The organism is Kineosporiaceae bacterium SCSIO 59966 (genome assembly GCA_020881835.1).
Classification (GTDB): domain Bacteria; phylum Actinomycetota; class Actinomycetes; order Actinomycetales; family SCSIO-59966; genus SCSIO-59966.
On the sequence record CP052876.1, the window covers coordinates 2,902,451 to 2,927,667 of the forward strand.

Annotated in this window: 19 protein-coding genes and 1 tRNA gene; 8 read left to right on the forward strand and 12 right to left on the reverse strand. The window is 73.1% G+C overall.

Annotation, left to right across the window (positions count from 1 at the left end):
• Nucleotides 1-3: 3 nt before the first annotated feature.
• Complete coding sequence (locus HJG43_13610; GenBank protein ID UER55982.1) at nt 4-879, reverse strand: proline/glycine betaine ABC transporter permease; 876 nt, start codon at nt 877-879, stop codon at nt 4-6.
• Nucleotides 880-881: 2 nt separating this feature from the next.
• The gene (locus HJG43_13615; protein UER55404.1) at nt 882-2,108 is read right to left on the reverse strand and encodes a glycine betaine/L-proline ABC transporter ATP-binding protein; all 1,227 of its coding nucleotides are present in this window, start codon (nt 2,106-2,108) and stop codon (nt 882-884) included.
• Nucleotides 2,109-2,339: 231 nt separating this feature from the next.
• Between HJG43_13615 and HJG43_13620 the strand changes: the two genes are divergently transcribed.
• The 3 genes from HJG43_13620 (at nt 2,340) to HJG43_13630 (ending at nt 3,845) form a co-directional block, all read left to right on the forward strand.
• Nucleotides 2,340-2,410: transfer RNA gene (locus tag HJG43_13620), tRNA-Gly, on the forward strand.
• 404 nt (nt 2,411-2,814) lie between these two features.
• Nucleotides 2,815-3,381, forward strand: a complete 567-nt coding sequence (locus HJG43_13625; protein ID UER55405.1) for a hypothetical protein — start codon at nt 2,815-2,817, stop codon at nt 3,379-3,381.
• Between the two features lie 242 nt (nt 3,382-3,623).
• Nucleotides 3,624-3,845, forward strand: a complete 222-nt coding sequence (locus tag HJG43_13630) for a hypothetical protein (protein UER53206.1) — start codon at nt 3,624-3,626, stop codon at nt 3,843-3,845.
• Nucleotides 3,846-4,150: 305 nt separating this feature from the next.
• Here the strand turns inward: HJG43_13630 and HJG43_13635 are convergent, their stop codons facing one another.
• Nucleotides 4,151-4,432, reverse strand: a complete 282-nt coding sequence (locus tag HJG43_13635) for a metal-sensitive transcriptional regulator (GenBank protein UER55406.1) — start codon at nt 4,430-4,432, stop codon at nt 4,151-4,153.
• Between the two features lie 43 nt (nt 4,433-4,475).
• Nucleotides 4,476-7,283: a heavy metal translocating P-type ATPase gene (locus HJG43_13640; GenBank protein ID UER55407.1), complete on the reverse strand. Its 2,808-nt coding sequence runs from the start codon at nt 7,281-7,283 to the stop codon at nt 4,476-4,478.
• Between the two features lie 404 nt (nt 7,284-7,687).
• Here HJG43_13640 and HJG43_13645 point away from each other — a divergent pair, with 404 nt between their 5' ends.
• The 4 genes from HJG43_13645 (at nt 7,688) to HJG43_13660 (ending at nt 13,377) form a co-directional block, all read left to right on the forward strand.
• Nucleotides 7,688-10,411 (forward strand): HAD-IC family P-type ATPase, encoded by a 2,724-nt coding sequence (locus HJG43_13645; GenBank protein UER55408.1) that lies wholly within the window; start codon nt 7,688-7,690, stop codon nt 10,409-10,411.
• A 66-nt stretch (nt 10,412-10,477) separates the two neighbouring features.
• On the forward strand, nt 10,478-12,352 hold the full coding sequence (locus tag HJG43_13650) for an acyl-CoA dehydrogenase (protein ID UER55409.1): 1,875 nt from the start codon (nt 10,478-10,480) through the stop codon (nt 12,350-12,352).
• Between the two features lie 402 nt (nt 12,353-12,754).
• Nucleotides 12,755-13,033 carry a hypothetical protein gene (locus HJG43_13655; protein ID UER55410.1) on the forward strand — a complete coding sequence of 93 codons (279 nt, stop codon included), beginning with the start codon at nt 12,755-12,757 and terminating at the stop codon, nt 13,031-13,033.
• 116 nt (nt 13,034-13,149) lie between these two features.
• Nucleotides 13,150-13,377 (forward strand): hypothetical protein, encoded by a 228-nt coding sequence (locus tag HJG43_13660; protein UER55411.1) that lies wholly within the window; start codon nt 13,150-13,152, stop codon nt 13,375-13,377.
• Between the two features lie 83 nt (nt 13,378-13,460).
• On the opposite strand, the gene HJG43_13665 is transcribed toward HJG43_13660, so the two are convergent.
• The 7 genes from HJG43_13665 to HJG43_13695 are packed head-to-tail and all read right to left on the reverse strand — an operon-like array spanning nt 13,461 to nt 22,668.
• Nucleotides 13,461-14,399: an ATP-dependent DNA ligase gene (locus tag HJG43_13665; GenBank protein ID UER55412.1), complete on the reverse strand. Its 939-nt coding sequence runs from the start codon at nt 14,397-14,399 to the stop codon at nt 13,461-13,463.
• Between the two features lie 21 nt (nt 14,400-14,420).
• Entirely contained in the window at nt 14,421-16,283 is a 1,863-nt protein-coding gene (locus HJG43_13670) for a redoxin domain-containing protein (GenBank protein ID UER55413.1), read from the reverse strand.
• A gap of 46 nt (nt 16,284-16,329) precedes the next feature.
• Entirely contained in the window at nt 16,330-17,283 is a 954-nt protein-coding gene (gene galE, locus HJG43_13675; GenBank protein ID UER55414.1) for a UDP-glucose 4-epimerase GalE, read from the reverse strand.
• 34 nt (nt 17,284-17,317) lie between these two features.
• The gene (locus tag HJG43_13680) at nt 17,318-19,375 is read right to left on the reverse strand and encodes a S9 family peptidase (protein UER55415.1); all 2,058 of its coding nucleotides are present in this window, start codon (nt 19,373-19,375) and stop codon (nt 17,318-17,320) included.
• Complete coding sequence (locus HJG43_13685; GenBank protein ID UER55416.1) at nt 19,372-21,345, reverse strand: bifunctional copper resistance protein CopD/cytochrome c oxidase assembly protein; 1,974 nt, start codon at nt 21,343-21,345, stop codon at nt 19,372-19,374. The genes HJG43_13680 and HJG43_13685 overlap by 4 nt, the downstream gene beginning before the upstream one ends.
• Nucleotides 21,342-21,860, reverse strand: a complete 519-nt coding sequence (locus tag HJG43_13690) for a copper resistance protein CopC (protein ID UER55417.1) — start codon at nt 21,858-21,860, stop codon at nt 21,342-21,344. Before HJG43_13690 ends, HJG43_13685 begins: the two co-directional genes overlap by 4 nt.
• A 4-nt stretch (nt 21,861-21,864) precedes the next feature.
• A complete protein-coding gene (locus HJG43_13695; GenBank protein UER55418.1) occupies nt 21,865-22,668 on the reverse strand; it encodes a carbon-nitrogen family hydrolase in 804 nt (267 codons plus the stop codon).
• Between the two features lie 65 nt (nt 22,669-22,733).
• On the opposite strand from HJG43_13695, the gene HJG43_13700 reads away from it, so the two are divergent.
• Nucleotides 22,734-23,552, forward strand: a complete 819-nt coding sequence (locus HJG43_13700) for a maleylpyruvate isomerase family mycothiol-dependent enzyme (protein UER55419.1) — start codon at nt 22,734-22,736, stop codon at nt 23,550-23,552.
• 209 nt (nt 23,553-23,761) lie between these two features.
• Here the strand turns inward: HJG43_13700 and HJG43_13705 are convergent, their stop codons facing one another.
• A complete protein-coding gene (locus tag HJG43_13705; protein UER55420.1) occupies nt 23,762-25,207 on the reverse strand; it encodes a 2-oxo acid dehydrogenase subunit E2 in 1,446 nt (481 codons plus the stop codon).
• Between the last annotated feature and the right edge of the window lie 10 nt (nt 25,208-25,217).

Genomic DNA, 25,217 nt, shown 5'->3' on the forward strand with positions numbered 1-25,217 from the left:
CGGTCAGTCGCGCAGACGGGCGGCCCGGGTCACGGGCGCCCGGTCGCCGAGCGAGGACAGCAGGCGGTCGAGGTAGATGGCGAGGATGACGACGGCGAGGCCAGCCTCGACGCCGCGGGCGACGTCCACCCGACCGAGGGCGCTGAGCACCTCGCTGCCCAGGCCGCCGGCACCGACCATCGAGGCGAGGACGACCATCGACAGGGCCAGCATGATCACCTGGTTGACGCCGGCCATGATGGTGGGCAGGGCCAGCGGAAGCTGGATCTGCCGCAGGATCCGGCCCGGCGGAGAGCCGAAAGCCCGCCCTGCCTCCACCACCTCGGGGTCGACCTGACGGATCGCCAGCTCGGTGAGCCGGACGCCGGGCGGCATGGCGAAGACGACCGTGGCCACCATCCCGGGGACGGCGCCGATGCCGAAGGCGGCCAGGCTCGGGATGAGGTACACCATCGCCGGCATGGTCTGCATGAAGTCGAGGACCGGCCGGACGACGTGACTCACCGTCTCCGAACGGGCCGCCCAGATGCCGAGCGGGACGGCCAGGACGACGGACACCGTCGCGGCCATGATGACCAGCGCCAGCGTGTCCATCGCGGTCAGCCACTGGTCGAGGGCCCGGATGAGGTAGAAACCGAGCGCGGTGAACAGCGCGAACCGCCAGCTGCGCAGCCACCAGGCCAGCGCGGTGAAGACGATGATGACCAGCCAGAACGGCGGCGCGGCCAGGGCCCCGCTGAGCAGGTCGTAGACCTGTGCCAGGCCGGCCTTGATGCCGTCGAAGACGGCTTCGAACGTAGAGGTCAGCCACTCGGTGGCCTCGGCGATCCAGTCCCCGAGCGGGAGCCGCGGGTTGGCCGGGTCGAAGGCCAGCAGCAGGCTCACGGGGCCACCTCCACCGGCTCGACCGAGGTGCCGGCGGGGTCGTCCTCGGTGCTGCCGGCCATGGCGGCCAGCAGCGTGACCCGCGGGATGACGCCGAGGAGCCGGCCGTCGTCGTCCACGACGGCGAGCGGGACGGCGGACTCCGCCGAGGGAGCGAACAGCTCGGCGAGGGTGGTCGACTCGGACACGCTCGCGACGTCCGGGGTGATGATCGCCTGCAGGGACTGCTCGTTGCGCCGGACGGCGGCCATGGCGTCGCTGTCCCGGACCAGGCCGCGTAGCCGCCGGTCCCGGTCGACGACGATCACGCCTCCGCTCTGGTGCTCGCGCATGACGGTGAGCGCGGTGCGCGGCCCGGCGCCCGAGAACACCACGGCACGCGCCGGCTCCATCACGGACCCGGCGGTGAGCACCCGGGACTTGTCGACGTCCGCGACGAACTCGGCGACGTAGTCGTTGGCCGGGTCGGTGAGGATCTCCTCGCCCGTACCGACCTGGACGACGCGGCCGTCGCGCATGACGGCGATCCGGTCACCGATGTACATGGCCTCGTTGAGGTCGTGGGTGATGAACACGACCGTCTTGCCGAGCCGCTGCTGCAGGTCGACGAGCTGGGTCTGCATCTCCCGCCGGATGAGCGGGTCCAGGGCGCTGAACGCCTCGTCCATGAGCAGGATGTCGGTCTGGGCGGCGAGCGCGCGGGCCAGTCCGACGCGCTGCTTCATCCCGCCGGAGAGCTGGGAGGGGAACTTGTCCTCCCAGCCGGTGAGGCCGACGAGGTCAAGAGCCTCACGGGCGCGTTCGGCCCGTTCCGCCGGCGGGACGCCCTGGATGTCGAGGGCGTAGGCGGCGTTCTCCAGGACGGTCCGGTGCGGCAGGAGCGCGAAGTGCTGGAACACCATGCTCATCCGGCGCATCCGGACCTCGCGGAGCCGGGCCGGGTCGGCGCGAGTGATGTCGACCCCGTCGACCTCGACGGTGCCGGCAGTGGGCTCGAGCAGCCCGTTGAGCATCCGGATGAGCGTCGACTTGCCGGAGCCGGACAGACCCATGACGACGAAGATCTCGCCGGGCTGGACCTCGAAGCTGACGTCGATGACCGCGGGCGTGACGCCCATCGGCAGCACCTCGTCGCGGGTGGCGCCGTCCCTGAGCCGCCGGACCGCCTCCTCGGCCCGACGGCCGAAGACCTTGTAGACGCCGTCGGCGCGGATCGCCGCCACCGTCACACCTCCTCGATCGATGTGCCGGGTACCGCGCACCGCCGTCCGCGACAGCGCCCCGGCATCGCACAGCCGTGGCCACGCGGCTGTCGACCGTAGGCGAGATGGCCGTCACATTGCCAATCTGCGGCGATCCTGTGGTGTGGCTCACGTCCGGTCGGAGGGCCGTGGGAGGGCGCGGCGGCAGGCCGGTATGCTGCCCGGGGTCAACGCCCCCCGGGGCGTTGGCGCGCGGGTGTAGTTCAATGGCAGAACATCAGCTTCCCAAGCTGACAGTGCGGGTTCGATTCCCGTCACCCGCTCCGCGTTTTCGCAGGTCAGAGCGGTACAGCGGCTCTGTCGGACCTCCCTGGGACCCTTCTGCTGGTCGGCTCGCGCCATAACGTGCCATAGCGAAGAGGTCCGACCATGACGACTGCGACCGCATCCCGACGCCACCGCCGAGCCTCCGGCGCCGTCCGCCGACTCCCGTCCGGGAGGTGGCAGGCGAGGTATACACGGGGCCCGACGGCGCGCTGCGCACCTCGGGGACGATCCCCACCAAGGCTGAGGGCCCACCCAAGTTCAGACCCTCGGCAACAAACCCTCGTCTGCAATAGAATTCTCTGTGAGGGTTCAGTTACGGAGGGTCGGCAACCATGACGTCTGGCTTCGCGTCCCTCATGTCCACCTCCAAGCCGCGCGAGGTGCTACCGAGGCGGCGCAGTTGGCCGCGCTCATGGAGGCGGTAGCGACCAGCAACCTCCCGAACGCCGCCGTCGCGGACGGCGCCGGACCAGGCACCCTGGCCGCCGCACTCCGCATCCTCAGCGCCGCGCTCCCCACGGACGGGCCGGCCACCGTCGTCATCGACGAGCTCCCGTGGTTGCTGGAGGCGATCGCGAGTGGCGCAGGCGAGCTCCAGGGCGTATGGGACACCGACCTCAGCAAACGCCCCGTTCTCCTGATCCTCCTCGGCAGCGACCTGTCGATGATGGAGCGTCTCGACCACTACGGAGAGCCGTTCCACGGGCGTGCGGCCCCGATGATCCTGCGCGAACTCAGCCCTCGTGACGTCGCGACCATGACCGGCCTCACCGGGGTGGCCGCGTTCGACGCGTTCCTGATCACCGGGGGACAGCCGCTCGTCACGACGGACTGGGAGCACGGCGAGGCCCCGCACAGCTTCCTCGAGCGCTCCCTGTCACGCTCGACGTCGGCGCTGATCGTGCAGGGCGCTCGCATTCTCGACTCGGCCGTCCTCACAGCGCAGGGGCAAGCACCGAACCGATGACGCTGCCGCCACCGCGATGACGCGCGTGGCGCGCCCGATGACGCCGACAGCTCCGGCGCGCCGCGTCATCGCTTCTCTGGCGACCGGGCGCTCCCGTCATCGGTTCGACCATCGGCGCTGAGCAGGCTGACGTCGACTGCTCGACCCGACTCGGGCCGGCGGGGGCGCGGGCGAGGCGTCTTCTCGCTCCCACCGCACACCTCCCGGTGGCGATAGTCGACGAGGGAAGGAGGTGGCTCCCGGTGATGTCGCTGCACAAGCTCATGGCGGGCAACGGCTACTCGTACCTCACCCGACACGTGGCCGCAGGCGACGCCGGCCTCACGGGCCTGGGCGATGACGCAACGGCGCGCCTGCGACCGGCCGCGGCCGTCACCGAGGCCGCGATGGCCGCCGTCTTCCGCGGTGGTCGCAGAATGGAGACCATCTCTTCGCAAAATCGCCCCGCTGCTCAGCCGTGTTGAGTCACGGTCAGCCGTCACGCCACTGGGACCGTCAGCTTGCTGCGCCGGGCCGACCCGTTCCCGCACCCGCCACGCCGTCGGCATCGAGGCCACCGCCCCGACCAGCTCCTCGGACCCTTGTCGCAGGTCGCACACGGCTCTTCTTCTTGGGCATGGAGTACTTCTTGGGCATGGAGTACTTCTTGGGCATGGAGTACTTCTTGGGCAGGGATCACGTCGGGAAGATGACGCGTGTGAGACGTGGAACCGATGCGTGAACATCTCGGGCAGCAGGCTGGTCAAGGCCGCGGCGCCCCCGCGGCCGGTCAGCTGCGCACCAGCCGGGCGATGGCCGCCGAGGCTTCCTGGACCTTCTCCTCATGGACGCTGCCGCCGGTCTGCGCGGCCTCCGCCAGGCAGTGGTGCAGGTGATCGTCGAGGAGGAGCAGCCCGACCGACTGCAGCGCCCGCGTGGTGGCGGACACCTGGGTCAGGACGTCGATGCAGTACGCGCCCCCGTCGACCATCCGGGCGATGCCGCGCACCTGCCCCTCGATCCGGTGCAGCCGGGCCAGGAGGGCGTCACGCTCCGACTGTGTGGCGGCCATGACAGTCCCTCCTGTCCCGGAGCTCGCAGGTCTCGGCCGGGTGTCAGTGCGACGGCGCGTGCTGGTGGCCGTAGACGTGCGGGTCGGCGTCGAAGGTCGCGGCGCAGCCGGGCGAGCAGAAGTAGAAGGTGCTGCCGTCGTGCTCGCGGGTGGCGGCGGCGGTCTTGGGGTCGACGTTCATGCCGCAGACCGGGTCGACGACGGTGGTCGCGGCGTGCTGGTCGTGGTCGTGGTGCATGGGGTTCTCCTCTTCTTCTTCGTGGTCGCGTCCGATCTCGACCACCGGGTCGGTGGTCCGGACGGGGACGGCGCTCGCGGTCGCGGCGGGTCCGGGGGTGAACCGGCGTAGCCGGTTGGCGTTGGTGACCACCGACAGCGAGGACAGGGCCATCGCCAGGGCGGCGATGATCGGACTGAGCTGCAGCCCGAAGGCGGGGTACAGCACGCCGGCGGCGATGGGGATGCCTATCGCGTTGTAGCCGAAGGCGAACACCAGGTTCTGGCGGATGTTGCGCATCGTGGCCCGGGACAGGTCGATGGCAGTGACCAGGCCGCCCAGGTTCCCCGAGATCAGGGTGATGTCCGAGGACTCGATGGCCACGTCCGTGCCGGTGCCGATCGCCGAGCCGACGTCCGCCTGGGCCAGGGCGGGGGCGTCGTTGATGCCGTCGCCGACCATGCCGACGATGCCACCCTCGGCCTGCAGGCGCCGCACCTCGCGAGCCTTGTGCTCGGGCATCACCTCGGCGACGACCCGGCCGATGCCGACCTGGCGGGCAATCGCGGCGGCCGTGGCCCGGTTGTCCCCGGTCATCATCACCACTTCGACGCCCCGCGCCCGCAGGTCGGCGACCGCGGCGATCGAGCCGTCCTTGATCGTGTCGGCAACGCCGATCACCCCGGCGGGCCGGCCGTCGACCGCCACGAGCATCGGCGTCTTGCCGTCGGCCGCCAGCCGGTCCAGATCGGCCAGAAGCCCGGCGGCATCGACGCCCGCCTCGGACAACAGCCGGCGGTTCCCGACGAGCACCTCTACCCCGCCGACACCGGCGCGCACGCCCTGGCCGGTCACCGAGTCGAACGCAGCGGCTGTCGGCACGCCGACCCCCCGGTCGAGGGCTCCGGCGACGATCGCCGCGGCCAGCGGGTGCTCCGAGTCCCGTTCGGCGGCTGCGACGAGGGCGAGCAGCTCATCGGACTCGAAGCCCACCGCGGGCAGCACGTCGGTGAGCGACGGGGCGCCCTTGGTGATGGTGCCGGTCTTGTCCAGCACCACGGTGTCGAGCTTGTGGGCGGTCTCCAGCGCCTCGGCCGAGCGGATCAGGATGCCCGCGGTGGCGCCCTTGCCCGTGCCGACGGTGATCGACAGCGGGGTGGCCAGCCCGAGCGCGCACGGGCAGGCGATGATCAGCACCGCGACCGCCGCGACCAGCCCCAGCACCCCGGCCGGGGACGGTCCCACCAGCCACCAGGCCACGAACGTCCAGACGGCGATCGCGATCACGGCGGGCACGAAGTAGCCGGACACCTTGTCGGCCAGCCGCTGAATCGGCGCCTTGGAGCCCTGGGCCTCGCGCACCAGCTTGATGATCTGCGCGAGCATGGTGTCCCCGCCGACCTTGGTGGCGGTGTACCGGAACGAGCCGGTCTGGTTGATCGTCGCGCCGATCACCGTGTCGCCCGCGGTCTTGACGACGGGGATCGGCTCACCGGTGACCATCGACTCGTCGACCGCCGAAGCGCCCGAGCTGACCTCGCCGTCGACCGGCAGCTTCTCCCCGGGCCGGATGACCACGGTGTCGCCGACGACGACCTGGTCCACCGGCAGCTCGAGCTCCTCGCCGCCGCGCACGACGCGGGCGGTGCGCGGCTGCAGGCCGATCAGGGCTCGGATCGCCTCGCCGGTGCCGGCCTTCGCCTTCGTCTCCAGCAGCCTGCCCAGCAGGATCAGGGTGAGGATGACCCCGACCGCCTCGTAGTACACCTCGCGCGAGTCGACCGGCAGCAGGCTCGGGGCGAACGTTGCCACGAGGCTGAACCCGAAGGCGGCGATCGTGCCCAGCGTGATCAGCGAGTTCATGTCCGCGGTCCGGTGCGACAGCGCCAGCCAGCCCGTGCGGTGAATCGGCCACCCCGTGTAGACCATCACCGGCGCGATCAGCAGCAGCTGCAACCACGGCCGCATGAGGAGCTCGGGCACCCAGGTGGCGCCGAACAGCTCGTGCGCCATCACCGCCACCAGCACGGGAGCGGTGAGCGCCGCGCCGACGATCACCCGGCGGCGAAGGTCAGTGATCTCCGCGGCGCGCTCGGCCGCCTCCGCGTCGCCCGGTCCGCCGTCATCAGGTCCGCTGGACGTGTCGTGCGCGCGCGGCGTGAGTGGACCGGTGAGCGTGGTGTCGTCGTGCGGGTGGCGCGCCGATGTCAGGGGCTCGGTGACAGCACTCGCCGTCGGCGAGCCCACGGTCCGCGACGCTGCCTTGGACCCGGCGACCACCTTGACGGTGCCGTGCAGCATGTTCATCCCGCACGCGAATCCGTACTCGCCGACCTGCTGCGGGGTGAACTCGACCGCGGTAGTGGCGTAGGCCGGAAGGTTCTGGTTGACCTTGAAGTCCGGGAACACCACTCGCGAGGAGCAGTCGCCCGCCTCCTGCCGGTCGAACAGGAGCCGGACGGGTACACCCTGCTCCACCTCGATCACGTCGGGGCTGTAACCGCCCTTGACCGCGACCGTCAGCGCCTGCACCCCACCTTCGACCGCTGCCCGGCTGGACGAGCGTGGACCGAAGAAGTACCAGCCCAGCGCCCCTGTCAGCAGCACCGCAATTGCGATCACGACCACGTCCATGACGTCCGACCTCCTGTTCGACGTCCGCCTTCTGCCGGCGGCAGCTGGCCCCCCCACGGGCGAGGCGCACGGTGCACCACCAGGCCGTGCCGTCGGCACGGCCCCCGCCCTCATACCCCGTGGGGGTATCCCTACTGTAGGTCGCCGAGTGCTGCGTCCTGCTGCGTGCCGATAGAGATTTGATGAATTCCGACCGCGCCTGCCACGGGTGCGCCGACCCGGCGCAGCGGTCAAGAACGGCCCGCCGCTGACTGGCCACGGCGCGGTCGCGGTCCGTGACGCCGTTACGGAGCGGATCGCCGCCACGCATGAGCATCCCCACAGCAGCATCCCTCGACCCGCCGCCGTCCGGGGCAGGCCGATCGTCCCTTCACCTACGGCCACCGAACGCCGAACCTGGAGGCATGACAACGGCGACATCCGGGACCCACCACGGCATGACGGCCCACGAGGTCGTCCTGCTGCTGGAGACCGACCACCGCACCGGGCTGACCGAGCAGGAGGCCGCGGCCCGGCTGCAGCGCTTCGGCCCCAACGAGCTGCCCGCCACGACCGGCAGCGGGGCGCTGCTGCGCCTGCTGCGCCAGTTCCACCACCCACTGATCTACGTCCTGCTCGCGGCCGCCGTCGTGACGCTCGTGCTGCGCGAGTACGTCGACGCCGGCGTCATCCTCGGGGTCGTCGTCATCAACGCCGTCATCGGGTTCATCCAGGAGTCCCGCGCCGAGGCGTCGCTCGACGCGCTGAGGTCGATGGTTCGCACCAGCGCGCGCGTCGTCCGCGACGGGGTCCAGCGCGCTGTGGACTCCGCCGACCTCGTCCCGGGCGACCTGGTGCTCGTCGAGGCGGGCGACAAGGTGCCGGCCGACCTGCGACTGATCGAGGTCACCGAGCTCGCCGCCGACGAGTCGGCGCTGACCGGGGAGTCCGTCCCTGTCGCCAAGGCCGTGCCGCCGCTGCCCGACGGCACGCCGGTCGCCGACCGGGTCAACATGCTGTACTCCGGCACGCTGCTGACCTCCGGCAGCGGAACCGGCGTCGTCGTGGCCACCGGCGCGAGCACCGAGCTCGGTGAGATCCACCGACTGGTCGGCTCGGCGGAGTCCCTGGCCACCCCGCTCACTCGCCAGCTCGGCGAGTTCAGCAAGGTCCTCACCGTCATCATCCTCGGCCTGGCCGCCGGCACGTTCGCCCTTGGCCTCGCCCAGGGCCGCGACGTCGCCGACATGTTCGTAGCGGCGGTGGCGCTCGCGGTCGGCGCGATCCCGGAGGGGCTGCCGGCCGCCGTCACCATCACCCTGGCGATCGGGGTCTCCCGGATGGCCCGGCGCCGGGCCGTCGTCCGCAGGCTGCCGGCGGTCGAGACCCTCGGCAGCACGACGGTCATCTGCTCCGACAAGACCGGGACCCTCACCGAGAACCAGATGACCGTGCGGACGGTGTGGACGCCGGACCGCCGGTTCGCGGTGACCGGCTCCGGGTACGACCCGCACGGCCGGGTCGAGACCCCCGACGGCGAAACGGTCGACCACCACGCCGACCACGCCCTGCGCTGGAGCCTGGTCGCCGGCGCCGCGTGCAACGACGCCCGGCTCAGCCGCGGTGAGGACGACCGGACCACGGTCATCGGCGACCCCACCGAGGGCGCGCTGCTGACCGTGGCCAGTAAGGCTGGCCTGGACGTCGACGAGCTCGCCGAGCGCCTGCCCCGCACGTCGACGACGCCGTTCAGCTCCGAGCGCCAGTACATGGTCACCGTGCACCGGGACGTCGAGCACGACCGGTACGTCGCGCTGTGCAAGGGAGCGACCGAGCGGGTGCTCCCCCTGTGCCGGGCCGCCCTGGGGGCGGACGGCGTCGAGCGGCCACTGGACGCCGAGGCGGTGCTGCGGGTCGTCGACGAGCTCGCCGCAGACGGCCTGCGCGTGCTCGCGACCGCGGGCGCCGAGGTCGACGGCCCCGAGGCCCCGGCCGAGGAGGACCTGGCCGGCCGGCTCGTGCTGACCGGCCTGCAGGCGATGCTCGACCCGCCGCGGCCCGCCGCCGTCGAAGCCGTCCGCGCCTGCCGGACCGCCGGTATCGACGTCAAGATGGTCACCGGCGACCACGCCGCCACCGCCACGGCGATCGCCGGCCAGCTCGGTCTGCTGGAGGGGGAGCCGCAGCCCGGCGACGTGCTGACCGGCGCCGACCTCGCAGCCATGTCGGACGACGAGTACGCCGACGCCGTGGACCGCGCCGTCGTGCTCGCCCGGGTCACCCCGGAGCAGAAGCTCCGCCTGGTCCGCGGGCTGCAGGCACGGCGCAACGTCGTCGCGATGACCGGCGACGGGGTCAACGACGCGCCCGCGCTCCAGCAGGCCGACATCGGGATCGCGATGGGCCGCGGCGGCACCGAGGTGGCCAAGGAGGCCGCCGACATGGTGCTCACCGACGACGAGTTCGCCACCATCGAGGCCGCCGTCGAAGAAGGTCGCGGCGTCTTCGACAACCTCACCAAGTTCATCGTGTGGACCCTGCCCACGAACATGGGTGAGGGACTCGTCATCCTCGTCGCGATCGTGGCGGGCGGGCTGCTGCCGATCCTGCCGACCCAGATCCTGTGGATCAACATGACGACCGCGGTCGCGCTCGGGCTCATGCTGGCCTTCGAGCCCAAGGAGCCCGGCATCATGACCCGGCCACCGCGGGACCCTCGTCGTCCGCTGCTCACCGGGGACCTCGTCACCCGGATCCTGCTCGTGTCGGCACTGCTCGTCGCCGGCTCGTGGTGGGTGTTCCAGTGGGAGCTGGACGCCGGCGCCGACCCCGCGACCGCCCGGACCGCCGCGGTCAACGTCTTCGTCGCCGTCGAGCTGCTCTACCTGTTCAGCTGCCGGTCCCTGACCCACCCGGCGCACACCGTCGGCCTGCTGAGCAACCGCTGGCTCGTCGTCGGCGTCACCGTGCAGGTCCTGCTGCAGGCCGCGCTGACGTACCTGCCGGTGATGAACCGGCTGTTCCAGACCGCCCCGCTGGACGCCGAGACCTGGTTACGGATCGCGCTCGTCGCCGTCCTCGCCTGGGTCGTGGTCGAGATCGACAAGCACCGCCGGGCCCGGGGTCTTGCCCTCACTACCCGTGGGTAGCATCATGGTGTTACTGGCGGGTAACTGCCCGCGGACGGGTGTGTCTGGTTGAAGGGACCGGCGGTCATGGGCCACTACAGGAGCAACCTGCGCGACATCGAGTTCAACCTCTTCGAGGTCTTCAACCGCCAGGAGCTGCTCGGCTCCGGGCCGTACGAGGACGTCGACGCCGACACTGCCCGGGAGATCCTCGCCGAGGTGGGCCGGCTGGCCGAGAACGAGCTCGCCGAGTCGCTGCCGGAGTCCGACCGGCGTCCGCCGAGGTTCGACCCCGCCACCCACGAGGTCGAGATGCCGGAGTCCTTCGTGAAGAGCTACCAGGCGTACCTGGACGCCGAGTGGTGGCGGATGGACGTCCCGGCGGAGATCGGCGGCACCGTGGTCCCGCCGTCGCTGCGCTGGGCGACCGCCGAGCTCGTCCTGGGCTCCAATCCCGCCGTCCACATGTTCTCCGCAGGGTTCTCCTTCGCCAAGGTGCTGTACATGCTCGGCACCCCGGAGCAGAAGAAGCTCGCCGGTCACATGGTGGACAAGCACTGGGGCGCCACGATGGTGCTCACCGAGCCGGACGCCGGCTCCGACGTCGGCGCCGGCCGCGCCAAGGCCGTCCAGCAGCCCGACGGCACGTGGCACATCACCGGCGTCAAGCGGTTCATCACGAGCGCCGAGGCACCGTTCTACGACAACGTCGTCCACTTCGTCCTGGCCCGCCCCGAGGGTGCCGGTCCGGGCACGAAGGGCCTGAGCCTGTTCATCGTGCCGAAGTACCACGTCGACCCCGAGACGGGTGAGCTGGGCGACCGCAACGGCGCCTTCGTCACCAACGTCGAGAACAAGATGGGCCTCAAGGTCTCCACTACCTGCGAGCTGCGCTTCGGCGAGGTGGACGGCATCCCCGCGGTCGGGACCCTGCTCGGAGACGTGCATGACGGAATCGCGCAGATGTTCCGCATCATCGAGTACGCCCGGATGATGGTCGGCACCAAGGCGATCGCGACACTGAGCACCGGCTACCTCAATGCCCTGGAGTACGCCAAGGAGCGAGTCCAGGGCGCCGACCTCACCCAGATGACGGACAAGACGGCGCCCCGGGTCACCATCACCCACCACCCCGACGTCCGGCGCTCGCTGATGCTGCAGAAGGCGTACGCCGAGGGTCTGCGTGCCCTCGTGCTGTTCACTGCCACCCAGCAGGACGTCGTCGACCGGGCGCTGCACACGGCCGGTAACGAGGAGTTCGAGCCCGGCAGCCCCGAGGACATGGCGGTGCGGGTCAACGACCTGCTGCTGCCCCTCGTCAAGGGCGTCGGGTCCGAGCGGGCGTGGGTGCTGCTCGGCACGGAGAGCCTGCAGACCCTCGGCGGCTCCGGGTTCCTCCAGGACTACCCGATCGAGCAGTACGTCCGCGACGCCAAGATCGACACTCTGTACGAGGGCACGACCGCGATCCAGGGGATGGACTTCTTCTTCCGCAAGATCGTGCGGGACAAGGGCACGGCGCTGGGACACCTCGCCGCGCAGATCCAGGACTTCATCAAGGGTGACGGCGGCAGCGGCGAGCTGGCCCGCGAGCGCGAGCTGCTCGCCCAGGCACTGGAGGACACCCAGGGCATCGTCGGCTACATGGTCGGCCAGCTCATGGCGTCCGACCCGCGGGCCGAGGGCGGCGACCCGCGCAACGTCTACAAGGTCGGTCAGAACACCACCCGGCTGCTCATGGCCGCCGGCGACGTCGTCGTCGGCTGGTTGCTGCTGCGCCAGGCCGAGGTGGCGCTCGCGGCGCTGCCGGGCGCGTCGGCGCAGGACCGGCAGTTCTACGAGGGCAAGGTGGCCGCCGCCCGGTTCTTCGCCCGGACGGTGCTGCCGCGGATCACGTCCGACCGCGCCGTCGCCGAGGGCACCGACAACTTCCTCATGGACGTCGACGAGTCCGCCTTCTGACCCCTCCTAAATCGGTGATCATGCAATCCCGCCACCCTCACACCACCTGCCCGTGATCATGCAATCCCGCCACCCTCGTCATGCCTCCTGTCCGTGATCATGCAATCCCGCCACCTTCGCCGCGGGTGACGGGAATGCATGATCACGGGCGTGTCGCAGAATGCTGGGTTCGTCACACCCTTTGCGGCGTGTCGTGCCGCCAACCCAGCATTCTGCGAACGGGCGGCAGGGGCACAGGTAGCGGGACTGCATGATCACGAAGAGGGGATTTTCGACTGATCACCCACGGGGTTGTCGACTCGATGACCAGGGGTGGGTTGACGGGGTGGGGCGGGGACGTGGCACGGTGGAGGCGCAAGGACTGGCCCGCACGGGCCCCGTCGACTGCGAATCGGAGCGACCATGCTCACCCTCACCCCGAGCGCCCAGACCCTCGTCCGTGACCTGACTGCTCAGCCGGAGGTGCCGGACGGTGCCGGACTGCGCATCGCGCCCGCCCCGACGCCGGGGCAGCTCCAGGTCTCCATCACCCCTGCGCCAGAACCCGGCGACGAGGTCGTCGACAACGACGGCGCGCGGGTCTTCGTCGACCCGCAGACCGCTGAGCTGCTCGCCGACAGCACCCTGGACGCCCAGCAGGGCTCCGACGGACCCTCGTTCCTGCTGACCCAGGGCGGCTGACCCTCCGGCTGACTCGGGGCGGCTGACCCGCCACCTCGAGTTGCGGTCCCGCGGTGGCCGCGGGTCAATGGCCACCGCGTACGGGCCGTCCGGGCCCGTGGACACCGGAGGTAGGCATGGGAATCGGCGTCAGCATCTTCCTGCTCGCCCTGGGCCTCATCCTGGCCCTGGCGGTCGAGATCGAGGTCGCGGGCATCGACATCCAGGTCGTCGGCTGGATCCTCGTCGTCGTCGGCCTCGTCGGTCTCGTCATGACTGCCTTCGTGTGGGGCCCGCGCCGGCGCGAGACCCGCGGGCAGGTCGTCGAGGAGCGCCGCACGTACGACGACCGCCCGCCGGTCTGACCGGCGGCCACAAGAACCCAGAGCGGCACCCGGGGGAAGGCACCCGGGGCAGCACCGTCGACGGGCTGTGAGGCGGCCTAGCCTCACAGCCCGTCGGCGTCTGCGCGTTCGACGAGCGGACCCAGGTCGTGGTGGACGTCGTCCAGCCGGGCCATCGGGTCACCGCGCCGGGCCAGCAGGGCCGGGACGCTGGCCATCGTCAGCTCGTCGGGGTCGGCGTCGGCCAGCTCCGCCCAGGTCAGCGGGGTGGAGACGGTGGCCCGCGCGGTGCGGCGGACCGAGTAGGCGCTGGCGATCGTCCGGTCCCGGGCGTTCTGGTTGTAGTCCACGAACACCACGCCGTCCGGGCGGTCCGCCGTCCACCACTGCGTCGTCACCGCGGCCGGCTCCCGCCGCTCGATCTCGCGGGCCAGGGCCAGCGCCGCCCGCCGCACCTCCTGGTGCCCCCAGCGTGGCTGGATCCGCACGTACACGTGAACGCCGCGCCCACCGGACGTCTTCGGGAACCCCGCCATCCCGAGCTCGTCGAGCAGCGGCCGCACGTGCTCGAGGGCGACGTGCCGGGCCTCGCTGAACCCGGCCCCGGGCTGCGGGTCGAGGTCGATCCGCAGCTCGTCGGGGTGCTCGGTGTCGGCGCACCGCGACGGCCACGGGTGAAAGGTCACGGCGCCGGACGTGGCCGCCCACACCACGGCAGCGGCCGAGTCGACGGCCAGGGCGTCGGCGTGCCGCCCGGACGGGAACGACACCCGGCAGGTGTGCACGTAGCCGGGGGCGTGCCGCGGCACCCGCTTCTGGTAGATCTCCTCGCCGTCGATGCCGTCGGGGAATCGCTGCAGGTACGTCGGCCTGTTGCGCAACGCGGTGACGATGGCGCCCTGCTCGGCGACCGCGCGGTAGTACTCGGCCAGGTGCCGCTTCGTGCCGCCGGCGGCGCCCAGCGCCGGGAAGTACACCTTGTCGGGGTTGGTCAGCCGGACGGCGACCCCGTCGACGTCCAGATCCTCCGCGGTGGCGGCCATGGCGGCCATCGTGCTCCGGCGTCAGACCCCGCGCAGGTCGAGGACGAGCTCGTCGTCCAGACCGTCGATACCGTCGACGACCCGCACCGGGATCCCCCAGTCCTGCTGGTACAGGTGGCAGGCGGCGTGCTCGGGCACCTCCCCGGTCTCGGGGTCGCCGTCGCAGGCGGCCGCCTGGACGCTGACGTGCAGCACCCCGGCCGGGACGTCGCCGGCGAGCTCGAGGTCCCGGCTCAGTCCGGACGCCGAGCCGGCGCCCGCCAGCAGCAGCCCGGGCGGGCTGGCCGACACGACGAGGCGGGTCGGGTCGCCCCACCGGTCGTCGAGCTTCTGCCCGGTCGGCGGGGTGAACGCGACCCGCAGCGCGAGCCGGCCGGGTGCGACGTCCTGCTCGGGACGGGCGGTGCGCCGGGCGACGCCGTCCACCTGCTGGGCCTGCGCCGGGACGGCGACACGCACCAGCCGGTGGGCGGCGGACTCGACGACGACGAGGGTCGCGCCGTCCGGGTCGACGAGGACGTCGCTGGGCTCGGCGAGGTCCCGGGCGAGCGTGGTGACGGTGCGGGTGGCCGGGTCGTAGCGACGGACGGCGCCGTTGTAGGTGTCGGCGACGGCGACCGAGCCGTCGGGCAGCACCGCGACGCCGAGCGGGTGCTGCAGCAGCGCGTCGTCGGCGGGGCCGTCGCGGTGGCCGAAGTCGAACAGCCCGGTGCCGACCGCGGTGCCGACGTCGTAGCCGTCGGCGCCGCGGACCAGCCAGCGCAGCGCCGAGGTCTCGGAGTCGGCGAGCCACAGCCGTCGGCCGTCCGGGTCCGCGGCCAGGCCGGAGGTCTGGGCGAACCACGCGTCGTGCGCGGCGCCGTCCCGCAGTCCCTCGGCGGTGGTGCCGGCGAGCACCTCGACGGTGCCGGCGTCGGGGTCGAACGCCCACAGCTGGTGGACTCCCGCCATGGCGACGACGACGCGCCCGTCGAACCACGCGACGTCCCACGGGGTCGACAAATCCTGCTCCAGGGCCGGCCCGCCGCCGCCGCGACGACGCAGCTGCTCGCCGGTGCCGGCGACGGTGCGGACCGTCCCGTCGGCGAGCCGGACGCCGCGAAGGGCGTGGTTCACGGCGTCGGCGACCACGACGTCGTAGCCGACCCGGCCGGCGACGTCCGGAGGCAGGACGGCGAGCCCCTGCGGCTCGCTGAACGCGGCGACGTCCGCGGCGCCGTCGACGAGGCCCCGCCGGCCCGAGCCGATCCGGCGCCGCTCGGTCTCCAGGTCGTCGTCGAGCTCGACGAGCTGGTGGTGCGCGGTGTCGGAGACGAGCAGTCCACCGTCGGGCAGCCGGACCACCTTGCCCGGGAACCGCAGCGCGGTCCGCGGCGGCGGGGGCGGCACGTAGGGGGCGTCGCCGCGGCGCAGGGTGCCCTTCGTCTCGTGCTCGGCGACGAGCTCGTCGAGCAGCACCCGCAGCCCGTGCGCGTGGCCCTCGCCGGAGAGCTGGGCGACGACGTAGCCCTCCGGGTCGACGACGGCCAGCGTGGGCCAGGCCCGGGCGGCGTAGGCCCGCCAGGTGACCAGCTCGGGGTCGTCGAGGACCGGGTGGTGGACGGCGTAGCGCTCGACCGCGGCGGCCAGGGCGTCCGGGTCGGCCTCGTGGGCGAACTTCGGGGAGTGCACCCCGACGGTCACCAGGACGTCGGCGTACTCGCGTTCCAGCGGGCGCAGCTCGTCCAGGACGTGCAGGCAGTTGACGCAGCAGAAGGTCCAGAAGTCGAGCAGCACGATCCGGCCGCGGAGCGCGGCGAGGGTCAGCGGCTCGCCGCCGGTGTTGAGCCAGGCCCGGCCGGTGAGCTCGGGGGCGCGGACGCGCGGTCGTCGAGCAGCGGTCACCCCCCGATTCTCCCCGGCGTCGCCGACAGGTCCGCCGGCGGCCAGCTCAGTCGGGATCCGACCGGACGAGCTCCCACGCGTCCGACACCATCGCCGCGAGCTGGCGCTCCGGCGTCCAGCCGAGGTCGCGCCGAGCGCGCTCGCTGGAGGCGACCAGGACCGGCGGGTCACCGGGCCGTCTCGGCGCGACCTCGACCGGTACCGGGTGGCCGGTGACCTCGCGCACCACGTCGACGACCTGGCGCACCGAGAACCCTGCCCCGTTGCCGAGGTTGTAGACCAGGTGCTGCCCGGGCTGCGGGGCCTCCAGCGCGAGCAGGTGCGCCCGGGACAGGTCGGCGACGTGGATGTAGTCCCGCACGCACGTGCCGTCCGGCGTCGGGTAGTCGTCGCCGTAGATCGACAGTCGTTCCCGGCGTCCGGCGGCCACCTGCAGTGCGATCGGGATCAGGTGCGTCTCCGTGGCGTGGCGCTCGCCGAACCGGCGCCAGGCCCCGGCGACGTTGAAGTACCGCAGGCTCACCGCCGCGAGGCCGTAGGCGGTCGCCTCGCCGCTGAGCATGTGGTCCACGGCGAGCTTGGAGGCGCCGTAGGGGTTGGTCGGCGCAGCCGGCTCGCTCTCCTCGACCGGCACGTGCTGCGGGACGCCGTACGTGGCCGCCGTGGAGGAGAAGACGATCCTGCGGACGCCGCGCACGCGCATCGCGTCCAGGAGCAGACGGGTCCCGACGACATTGGTGTGCCAGTAGAGGTCGGGCCGCTGCACGGACTCACCGACCAGCGACTTGCCGGCGAAGTGCAGGACGGCGTCGACGCCCCGGTCGAGGGCCTCGCCGGGGTCGGCGACACTGCCCACGACGAGCTCGGCACCAGCCGGCACGGCGTCCGCATGGCCCGTGGACAGGTCGTCGAGCACGACGACGTCGTGACCGGCCTCGAGCAGCTGGGCGGCCACGACGCTGCCGATGTACCCCGCCCCTCCGGTGACCAGAAGTCTCATCGGTCAGTCCCTGCCGCGGGAGGTCAGCAGTGCCTCAGCCGAGCATCTCCGGCCGCTGCCACTCCTGACCGAGCACGTGGTGGCCGAGGAATGCGAACACCGTCTCGTACCAGACCTTGGCGTGGTTCGGCGTGAGCACCCAGTGGTTCTCGTCGGGGAAGTACAGGAACTTGTGCGGGCTGCGGCCCTCCGGGTCCTCGGAGCGGGACACCAGGTCCCACCACAGCCGCAGGCCCTCCCCGATCGGGACCCGGTAGTCCCTGTCGCCGTGGACGACGAGCACGGGGGTGGTGATCTGGTCGGCGAACCGGTGCGGGGAGTTGGCCAGGGCCATCTCCTCGGTCATCTCACGCTTCCAGTAGTACGCCGCGTCCGTGGTCGGCCCGAACTGGTCGAGGGCCCACAGCGACGCGTGCGTGACGATCGCGCGGAACCGGTCGGTGTGGCCGGCGACCCAGTTCGCCATGTAGCCGCCGAAGGAGCCACCCATCGCCGCGGTACGGGTCTCGTCGACGTCGTCGCGGGCCTCGGCGGCGTCGGTGACGGCGAGCAGGTCGGTGTACGGGGCGGCGCCCCAGGCGCCCCAGCCGCGGCGGACGAACTCGACGCCGTAGCCGGTGGACAGCGCCGGGTCGGGCAGCAGGACGGCGTAGCCGCGGGCGACCGCGAGCCACGGGTTCCACCGCCAGGACCACGCGTTCCACGACCCGAGCGGGCCGCCGTGGATCCACAGCAGCAGCGGGGCCGGCTCCGACGCCGACGCCCCGTCCGGCAGGGCGAGCCACGCCCGCAGCGGGGTGCCGTCCTCCGCGGTCGTGGTGACCTCCTCGACCCGCCCGGGCAGCGTGGGCGCCGGTGCCGGGCCGCGCAGCGCCTCCGGCTGCGCCGGCGCCGCGGAGCCGGCGTCCAGGGGGACCCGGACCGGCGCGGCCGGCGCGTCGACCGCGGAGCGCAGGGCGTACACCCACCGCCCGTCGGGGGAGACCCGCGGGTCGCTGTACGCGCCGTCGTCCGCGGTGAGCCGAGTGACCTCGCCGGTGGCGACGTCGACGCGGAACAGCGGGGCGCGGCCCTGGTCGTCGGCGACCGCGACGAGCGCGGAGCCGTCGGGCGTCCACTGCGCCGAGTGCGGCCAGCGGTCCCACTCCTGAGTCAGCGCCCGCACCTCGCCGCCAGCGAGCGGGACGACGGCGAGCCAGCTGTCGGGCGGCACGTCAGGTGTCGAGCGGCGGTGCGCGACCACCGCGACGTGCCGGCCGTCCGGGGACACCACGGGGTCGACGTACTCGACGTCCGGGTCGTCGCACAGCACCCGCCGCTGCCCGGTGGCCACGTCGAGAGCGACGACCGTGGACCTCTCCGAGCCACGCGCCTCGGGGACGGTCCACGTGCTGACGACGGTCGCGCCGTCCGGGGTGACGTCCCAGGACGCCTCGGCCTGCAGGGCGCGGCCGGCGTGACCGGTGAGGTCGCGCAGCTCGAGCCGCTCGTCACCGGTGGCAAGGTCCGCGGGCAGCTCCGCGGTGAACAACCGGGGCCGGTCGGGGCCGAGGTCGTGGTCCCAGTACCGCACCGGGTACTCCTCGTGCAGGACGGCGGAGACCTTCGCGTCCTTGCGGTTCTTGCGGGCCTTCTGCTCCGACTCGGCGTCGGTGGCCGACGGCAGCGTGGAGGAGGCCAGGACGACGGTGCCGGCCTCGCGGGCCACCCGGACGCCGCCGACCCCGCCGGGACGGGTCGCCACCACCCGGGCGTCACCGCCGCCGGCGGGCTGCAGCCACAGGGCCGGCACCTCGTCGTCCCCGTCGTCCTGCGGTTCGGCGTCCGGACGGGCGGAGACGAACAGCAGGTCCCCGGACGGCGTGAACGCCGCCCCGGACTCGCCCTTGGCGCTGCGGGTGAGCCGGCGGGCCGGCCGCTCGCCGTCCGGGTCGACCTCCCACAGCCCGGTGACGTACCGGGTCCGCTTGCGGTCGAGGGTGGCGACGCCGACGACGACGCGTCGCCCGTCCGGTGACAGCGCAAGGCCACTGACCCGAGGCAGGGCGACGTAGTCGTCGAGGCTGGCGAAGGGGTGCTCTGCGGGACTCACAGGGACTGCCTATCACGCTCCGTGTCGCGCTCGGTGTCGCGCTCGGCGAGACGGGCGAGCATGGCGTTGTACTCCCCGAGGTCCTGGTCGTGGTCGCGGTCGGCGGCACGGTCGCGGCGCCGGGCCTCGCGCTCGTCGCTGCGGGCCCACTGCACCGCGACGACCATGGCGAGCAGCAGTGTCGGCAGCTCGCCGATCCCCCACGCGATCGCACCGCCGTCCTGCTGGTCGGCCAGGGCGTCGATCCCCCACCCGGTCGAGGAGAACCAGTCGGCGGCCAGCAGGGTCTCGCCGGTGACGAGGGCGACGCCGAAGAACGCGTGGAAGCCCATCGTCGCGAACAGCAGCAGGATCCGCAGCGGGTAGCGCGGTCGCGACGGGCCGGGGTCGACACCGATGAGCGCGTTGGCGAACAGGTACCCGGCGAGCAGGAAGTGGATCATCATCAGCTCGTGCCCCACGTGGGTGGACAGCGCGAGCCCGAACAGCGGTGAGAAGTAGAAGGCGACGATGCTGCCGGCGAACACGACGGCGGCCACGACGGGGTGAGACACGAACCGGACCCAGCGGGACTCGACGACGGCCAGCAGCCACTCCCGCGGTCCGCGGGAGCCGTCGCGCCGCCGCGGCAGCGCACGCATGGCGAGGGTGACCGGGGCGCCGACGACGAGCAGCGGCGGCACGACCATGCTGAGCGCCATGTGCTGGACCATGTGGATGCTGAACAGGGTTCGGCCGTACACGGCGGGGGCTCCGCCGGTGACGTAGAGCAGCGCGAGCAGTCCGGTGAGCCAGAGCAGGGTGCGGTGCACCGGCCAGCGGTCCCCCCGGGCCCGCAGCCGCCGGACGCCGACCAGGTAGGCGACGGCGAGGGCGCCGGCGACCGTGACCCACAGGATGTCCGGGTTCCACTCGGTCAGCCAGTGCTGCGCGGTCAGCGGCGGGGGCAGCGGCGCGCCGGTGAGCAGCTCGGCCGGGGTGGGGTCGGTGGGCGGCGCCTGCGGCACCGGCGGCGCCGTCCGGGACAGCGCGACGCCGAGCCCGGCGGCGGCGGCCATGAGGACCACCTCGCCGGTGACGAGCCGCCAGAACGCTGACCGCGGCCCCGGCTGGTCGAGGCGTCCGAGCAGGGCGCGCCGGTGCCACCAGCCGGCGGCGCCGAGGGCGACCGTGGCGACCACCTTGGTGGCCAGCAGCAGCCCGTACGGGGTGGCCAGGTCGGCGAGGCCGTCGAGACGCAGCGAGCCGTTGGCGAGCCCGGAGACCGCGACGACGACGAACGCCCACCCGGCGACGGTCGAGTAGCGGCGGGCCGCCGCGGGCAGGTCGCGGCCGAGCGAGCCGGCGAGGGCCGCGAGGACGCCGAGCCCACCGGCCCAGGCCGACACGCCGAGCAGGTGCAGCCACCAGCCGCTGACCGCCGTCTCGTGGTCAGCGGCCCCTGCGGCGTGGCCGGTGAGGGCGATCGGCACGAGCGCGACCGCGACGCCGGCGAGCAGCCACGCCGAGCCGACCGGGCCGGAGACCGCCATCGCGGCGGTGGCGATGACCGCCGCCAGCACCGTGGCGAGCAGCAGCATCCGGCCGAGGTCGATCTCGGTGAGGTAGAAGCCGAGCTCGGAGCCGAACCCGGCGCCGCCGAGCGGCCGGCCCGCGACGTCGGCGTAGCCGAGGACGAGCGCCGCGACCGAGGCCAGCGTCCACGTCACCGCCGCGGCCCGGCCGACGGTGAGCGCCCGCGGCACTGCCGGGGAACGGGGCGGCAGGACGGCGGCCACGAGCAGGAACGCCCCGACGGTGGCGGCGAGCGCGAGGTCGGCGACGCCGCGGGCGGCGGGCAGCCCCCAACGGACGGCGGCGCCCGGGTCGGCGAGCAGCTGCTCGGCGGTGGCCCCGGTGAGGGCCATCGCGACGAACGCGGTGACGAGCAGGGCCGGCAGGGCGAGCAGGGGCCCCCGCAGACTGGTCACGTGGGCCCCCCAGGCTCCTCGGCGCGCTCACGGGAGGTGCGCCAGCCCCGCAGGGTCAGCAGCAGCACCGCGACCAGCCCGGCGACGACGGCGACGGCCGCGAGCGTCCACGGCGCCGTCCCACCGGCCTGTGCCGTCGCGCCGTCCGCGGCGACGGTGAACCCCACCGAGCCACTCACCTCGCCCTCCCCGGCGTCCGCGCCAGCAGCGACCACCGTGTAGGAGACGACGTAGTCCCCCTCGGCGGAGGTGGGCACCTCGACGACGAGCCGCGGCCCGTCGACCCTTGCCACGGCGTCCCGGTCGTCCTGGCCGGGCGGGGTGAGGGACGCCGAGGACCGGGCGGGGTCCAGGTCGGCGTCGAACGTCAGGGTCACCGCGCCCGGCGCATGGTCGAGGGTGGCGCCGTTTGCCGGCTCCACCTCGACCACCGTGGTGGAGGCAGCGGCCGCCGACGGCGTCAGCAGCAGGACGACGAGCGCGGCGGCTGCCGTGAGGACGGCGCGGTTCGGCACCTGCTCAGCGTAGGCGGCGGTCCTCGAGCACCGGGAAGGACCGGCGGGCCCGGGCGACGTCGGTGAGGTCGACGTCGACGTCGAGGACCTCCTCGGCGTCTCCGGCCTCGGCGAGCACCTCACCGCGGGGTCCGATGACGGCGCTGGCGCCACCCATCGGGGTGCCGGCGTGGGTGCCGGCGGTGTTGGCGGCGACGACGACGCACTGGTTCTCGATCGCCCGGGCCCGGGCCAGCACGGACCAGTGGCCGACCCGGGCGGCCGGCCACGCCGCGGGGACGGCGAGCACGGTGGCGCCGGCGTCGAGCAGCGCCCGGTACAGCTCGGGGAAGCGCAGGTCGTAGCAGGTGCTCAGGCCCAGGACGGCGTCCGGGCCGTGGCCGGGCAGCGGCACCGTCACGACGTCCTGGCCGGCCTCGAGCAGGTGCGGCTCGCCGGCCCCGAAGCCGAACCGGTGGATCTTGCGGTAGACGGCCAGCCGGCTGCCGTCCGGGCCGAGCAGCACCGAGGTGTTCCAGCGGCCGCGGCCCTCGGGGCCGGGTTCGTCGGCCTGCTCGATGATCGAGCCGGCGTGGACGACGGCGCCGATCTCCCGCGCCGCGTCCGCGACCGCGGTGACCGTCGGCCCGTCGAGGGGCTCGGCGCGCTCCGGCCACTCCCGGTAGGAGAACCCGCCGGGCGCCCACAGCTCGGGCAGCACGACGAGGTCGGCGCCGCGCTGCTGGCGGACCAGGTCAGCGACCCGCGCGCGGCGCTCGTCGACCGGCTCGTCGTCGGTGTAGGCCAGCTGGATCACGCGGATGCGCATGGCCTCGAGGCTACGACGTCGCGGCACGGCACCGTGAACGTCGCCGGCGCACTATCGTCCCCAGCGTGAGCGAGTACGACGACGTGGTCGCCGCCTGGGCCCAGGCCACGCAAGCACTGGTGGACCTCGGCCGCCGGTGCTCCGACGACGACTTCGCGCAAGCCACCGAGTGCCCCGGCTGGACCGTGAAGGACCAGCTGAGTCACGTCGTCGGCGTGGAGCGCTGGATGCAGGGGGAGCCCGAGCCGCACCACGAGGTGCCCGACCTGCCGCACGTGCACGGCGAGCTCGGACGGCGCGTGGAGGTGGCGGTGGACCTGCGCCGCGGCGTCCCGGGCCCCCAGGTGGTCGACGAGCTGGAGACCGTGCGCGCCGCGCGACTCGAGGCGCTGCACCGTCCGGACGTCGACCCGCGTGCCCCCACCGTCAGCCCGCTCGGCAGCACCATGGCGCTCGTCGACGTGCTGCGGATGCGGACCTTCGACGTGTGGACCCACGAGCAGGACGTCCGGCGGGCGCTCGACCGGCCCGGCGACCTCGACTCCGCGGCGGCCTCGGTCGCGGTGGAGTGGATCCGTCGCGGGCTGCCACGGGTCGTCGCGCGCGGTGCCCGGGTCGACCCGGGCCACGTGGTCGTCCTCGACGTCCAGGGTGCCGGCGGGTTCCGGGACGCCGTCACCGTCGCGGCGGGGGACGACGGCCGCCCGGCCGGAGTCGTGCTGGCGCAGGAGCCGCCGGCACCGGACGCGGTGCTGACCCTGACGACCGAGGCGTTCATGCGGCGCAGCTGCGGGCGGTGGCCCGCCGACGGCACGCCCGTCGATGTCGACGGTGACACCGCGCTCGCCAACCGGGTGCTCGAGGCGATGGCCGTGACCCCGTAACCCTCCCGGGGCTGCGACGTGGCGCCTCCCGCGTCGCGCCCACAGAATGCTGGATTTGGCCCGACGCGGCCGGCGTGTCGCGCCACCAACCCAGCATTCTGTGGGCGGGCGATGGGGCCTGGGGTGGCGGGACTGCATGATCACGAGTGGGTCGTGCGGGGTGGCGGGATTGCATGATCACCAACAGGGGCACAAGGTGAGCCCGGGGGTCAGCCCCAGACGAGGGCCTGGGCGGGGTCCTCCAGGACGGCGGCCGTGTCGGCGAGCACCCGGGAGCCCAGGTCGCCGTCCACGAGCCGGTGGTCGAAGGACAGCCCGAGCTGGGTCACCCACCGCGGCCGGACCTTGCCCTTGTGCACCCACGGCATCTGCCGGACCTGCCCGAAGCACAGGATCGCGGCCTCCCCGGCGTTGAGGATCGGCGTCCCGGTGTCGACGCCGAACACCCCGACGTTCGTGATGGAGATCGTCCCGTCGGCCATCTCGGCCGGCTGGGTGAGGCCCTCCCGGGCGCGCCGGGTCAGCTCGCCGAGCGCCTCGGCCAGCTCGCGCAGCGACATCCGGTCGGCGTCCTTGACGTTCGGGACGACGAGGCCGCGGGGGGTGGAGGCGGCGATGCCGAGGTTGACGTAGTGCTTCAGGACGATCTCCTGGGCGTCCTCGTCCCAGGAGGCGTTGATGTCCGGGTTGCGGCGGACGGCGATGAGCATCGCCTTGGCGACGACGAGCAGGGGGGACACCCGCACCCCGTCGAACTCGCGGTCGGCGCGCAGCCGGTCGACGAGCTTCATCGTCCGGGTGACGTCGACCTGGACGAACTCGGTGACGTGCGGGGCGGTGAACGCGCTGCGGGTGACGGCCTGGGCTGTCATCCGCCGCACGCCCTTGACCGGGATCCGGGTCTCCCGGCGTCCCCCGGCGGCCGGGGTACCGCCGGACGACGCCGGCGCGCCGCCGTCGGCGGCGGCCAGCACGTCGTCCCGAGTCACGATCCCGCCCGGGCCGGTGGGCCGGACGGCAGACAAGTCGATCCCGAGGTCCTTGGCGAGCTTGCGGACCGGGGGCTTGGCCAGCACCCGGGGGCCCCCGGACGGCGCCGGCTCGACCTGCTCGGCGGCGACCTGCTCGGAGAAGGGTGCTTCGCCGTCCGCCGGCCCAGTCGGCGCAGCGGGCGCAGTCGGCGCGGCAGGGACGGCCGCGACGTTGCGCGGGCGGCGCTTCGCCTCCGTCGTGCGCGGGCCGTAGCCGACGAGCACCGACTGCCGCCCCCCGGACACCGGCCCCCCGACCATGCCCGGCTCGACGGCCCCCTCGGCCGGCGGGGTCTCCACCTGGGACGGGGACGACGGGACGGTCTCGGCGGCCGCGGCCGGCATCCCGGCGGGGCTGTCGGCGGACGGGGCGCCGTCCGGGTCGACGTCGATCGCGATGATCGGCGTCCCGACCTCGACCGTCTGCCCCTCCTCGACGAGCAGGTCGGTGACCACTCCGGCGTACGGCGAGGGCAGCTCGACGAGGGACTTGGCGGTCTCGATCTCCACGACGGGGTGGTTGACCTTGATCGTGTCGCCGGGCCGGACGCGCCAGGAGACGATCTCGGCCTCGGTCAGGCCCTCCCCGACGTCGGGGAGGCGGAACTGCTTGATGTCGGGCACGGTCCCCCCT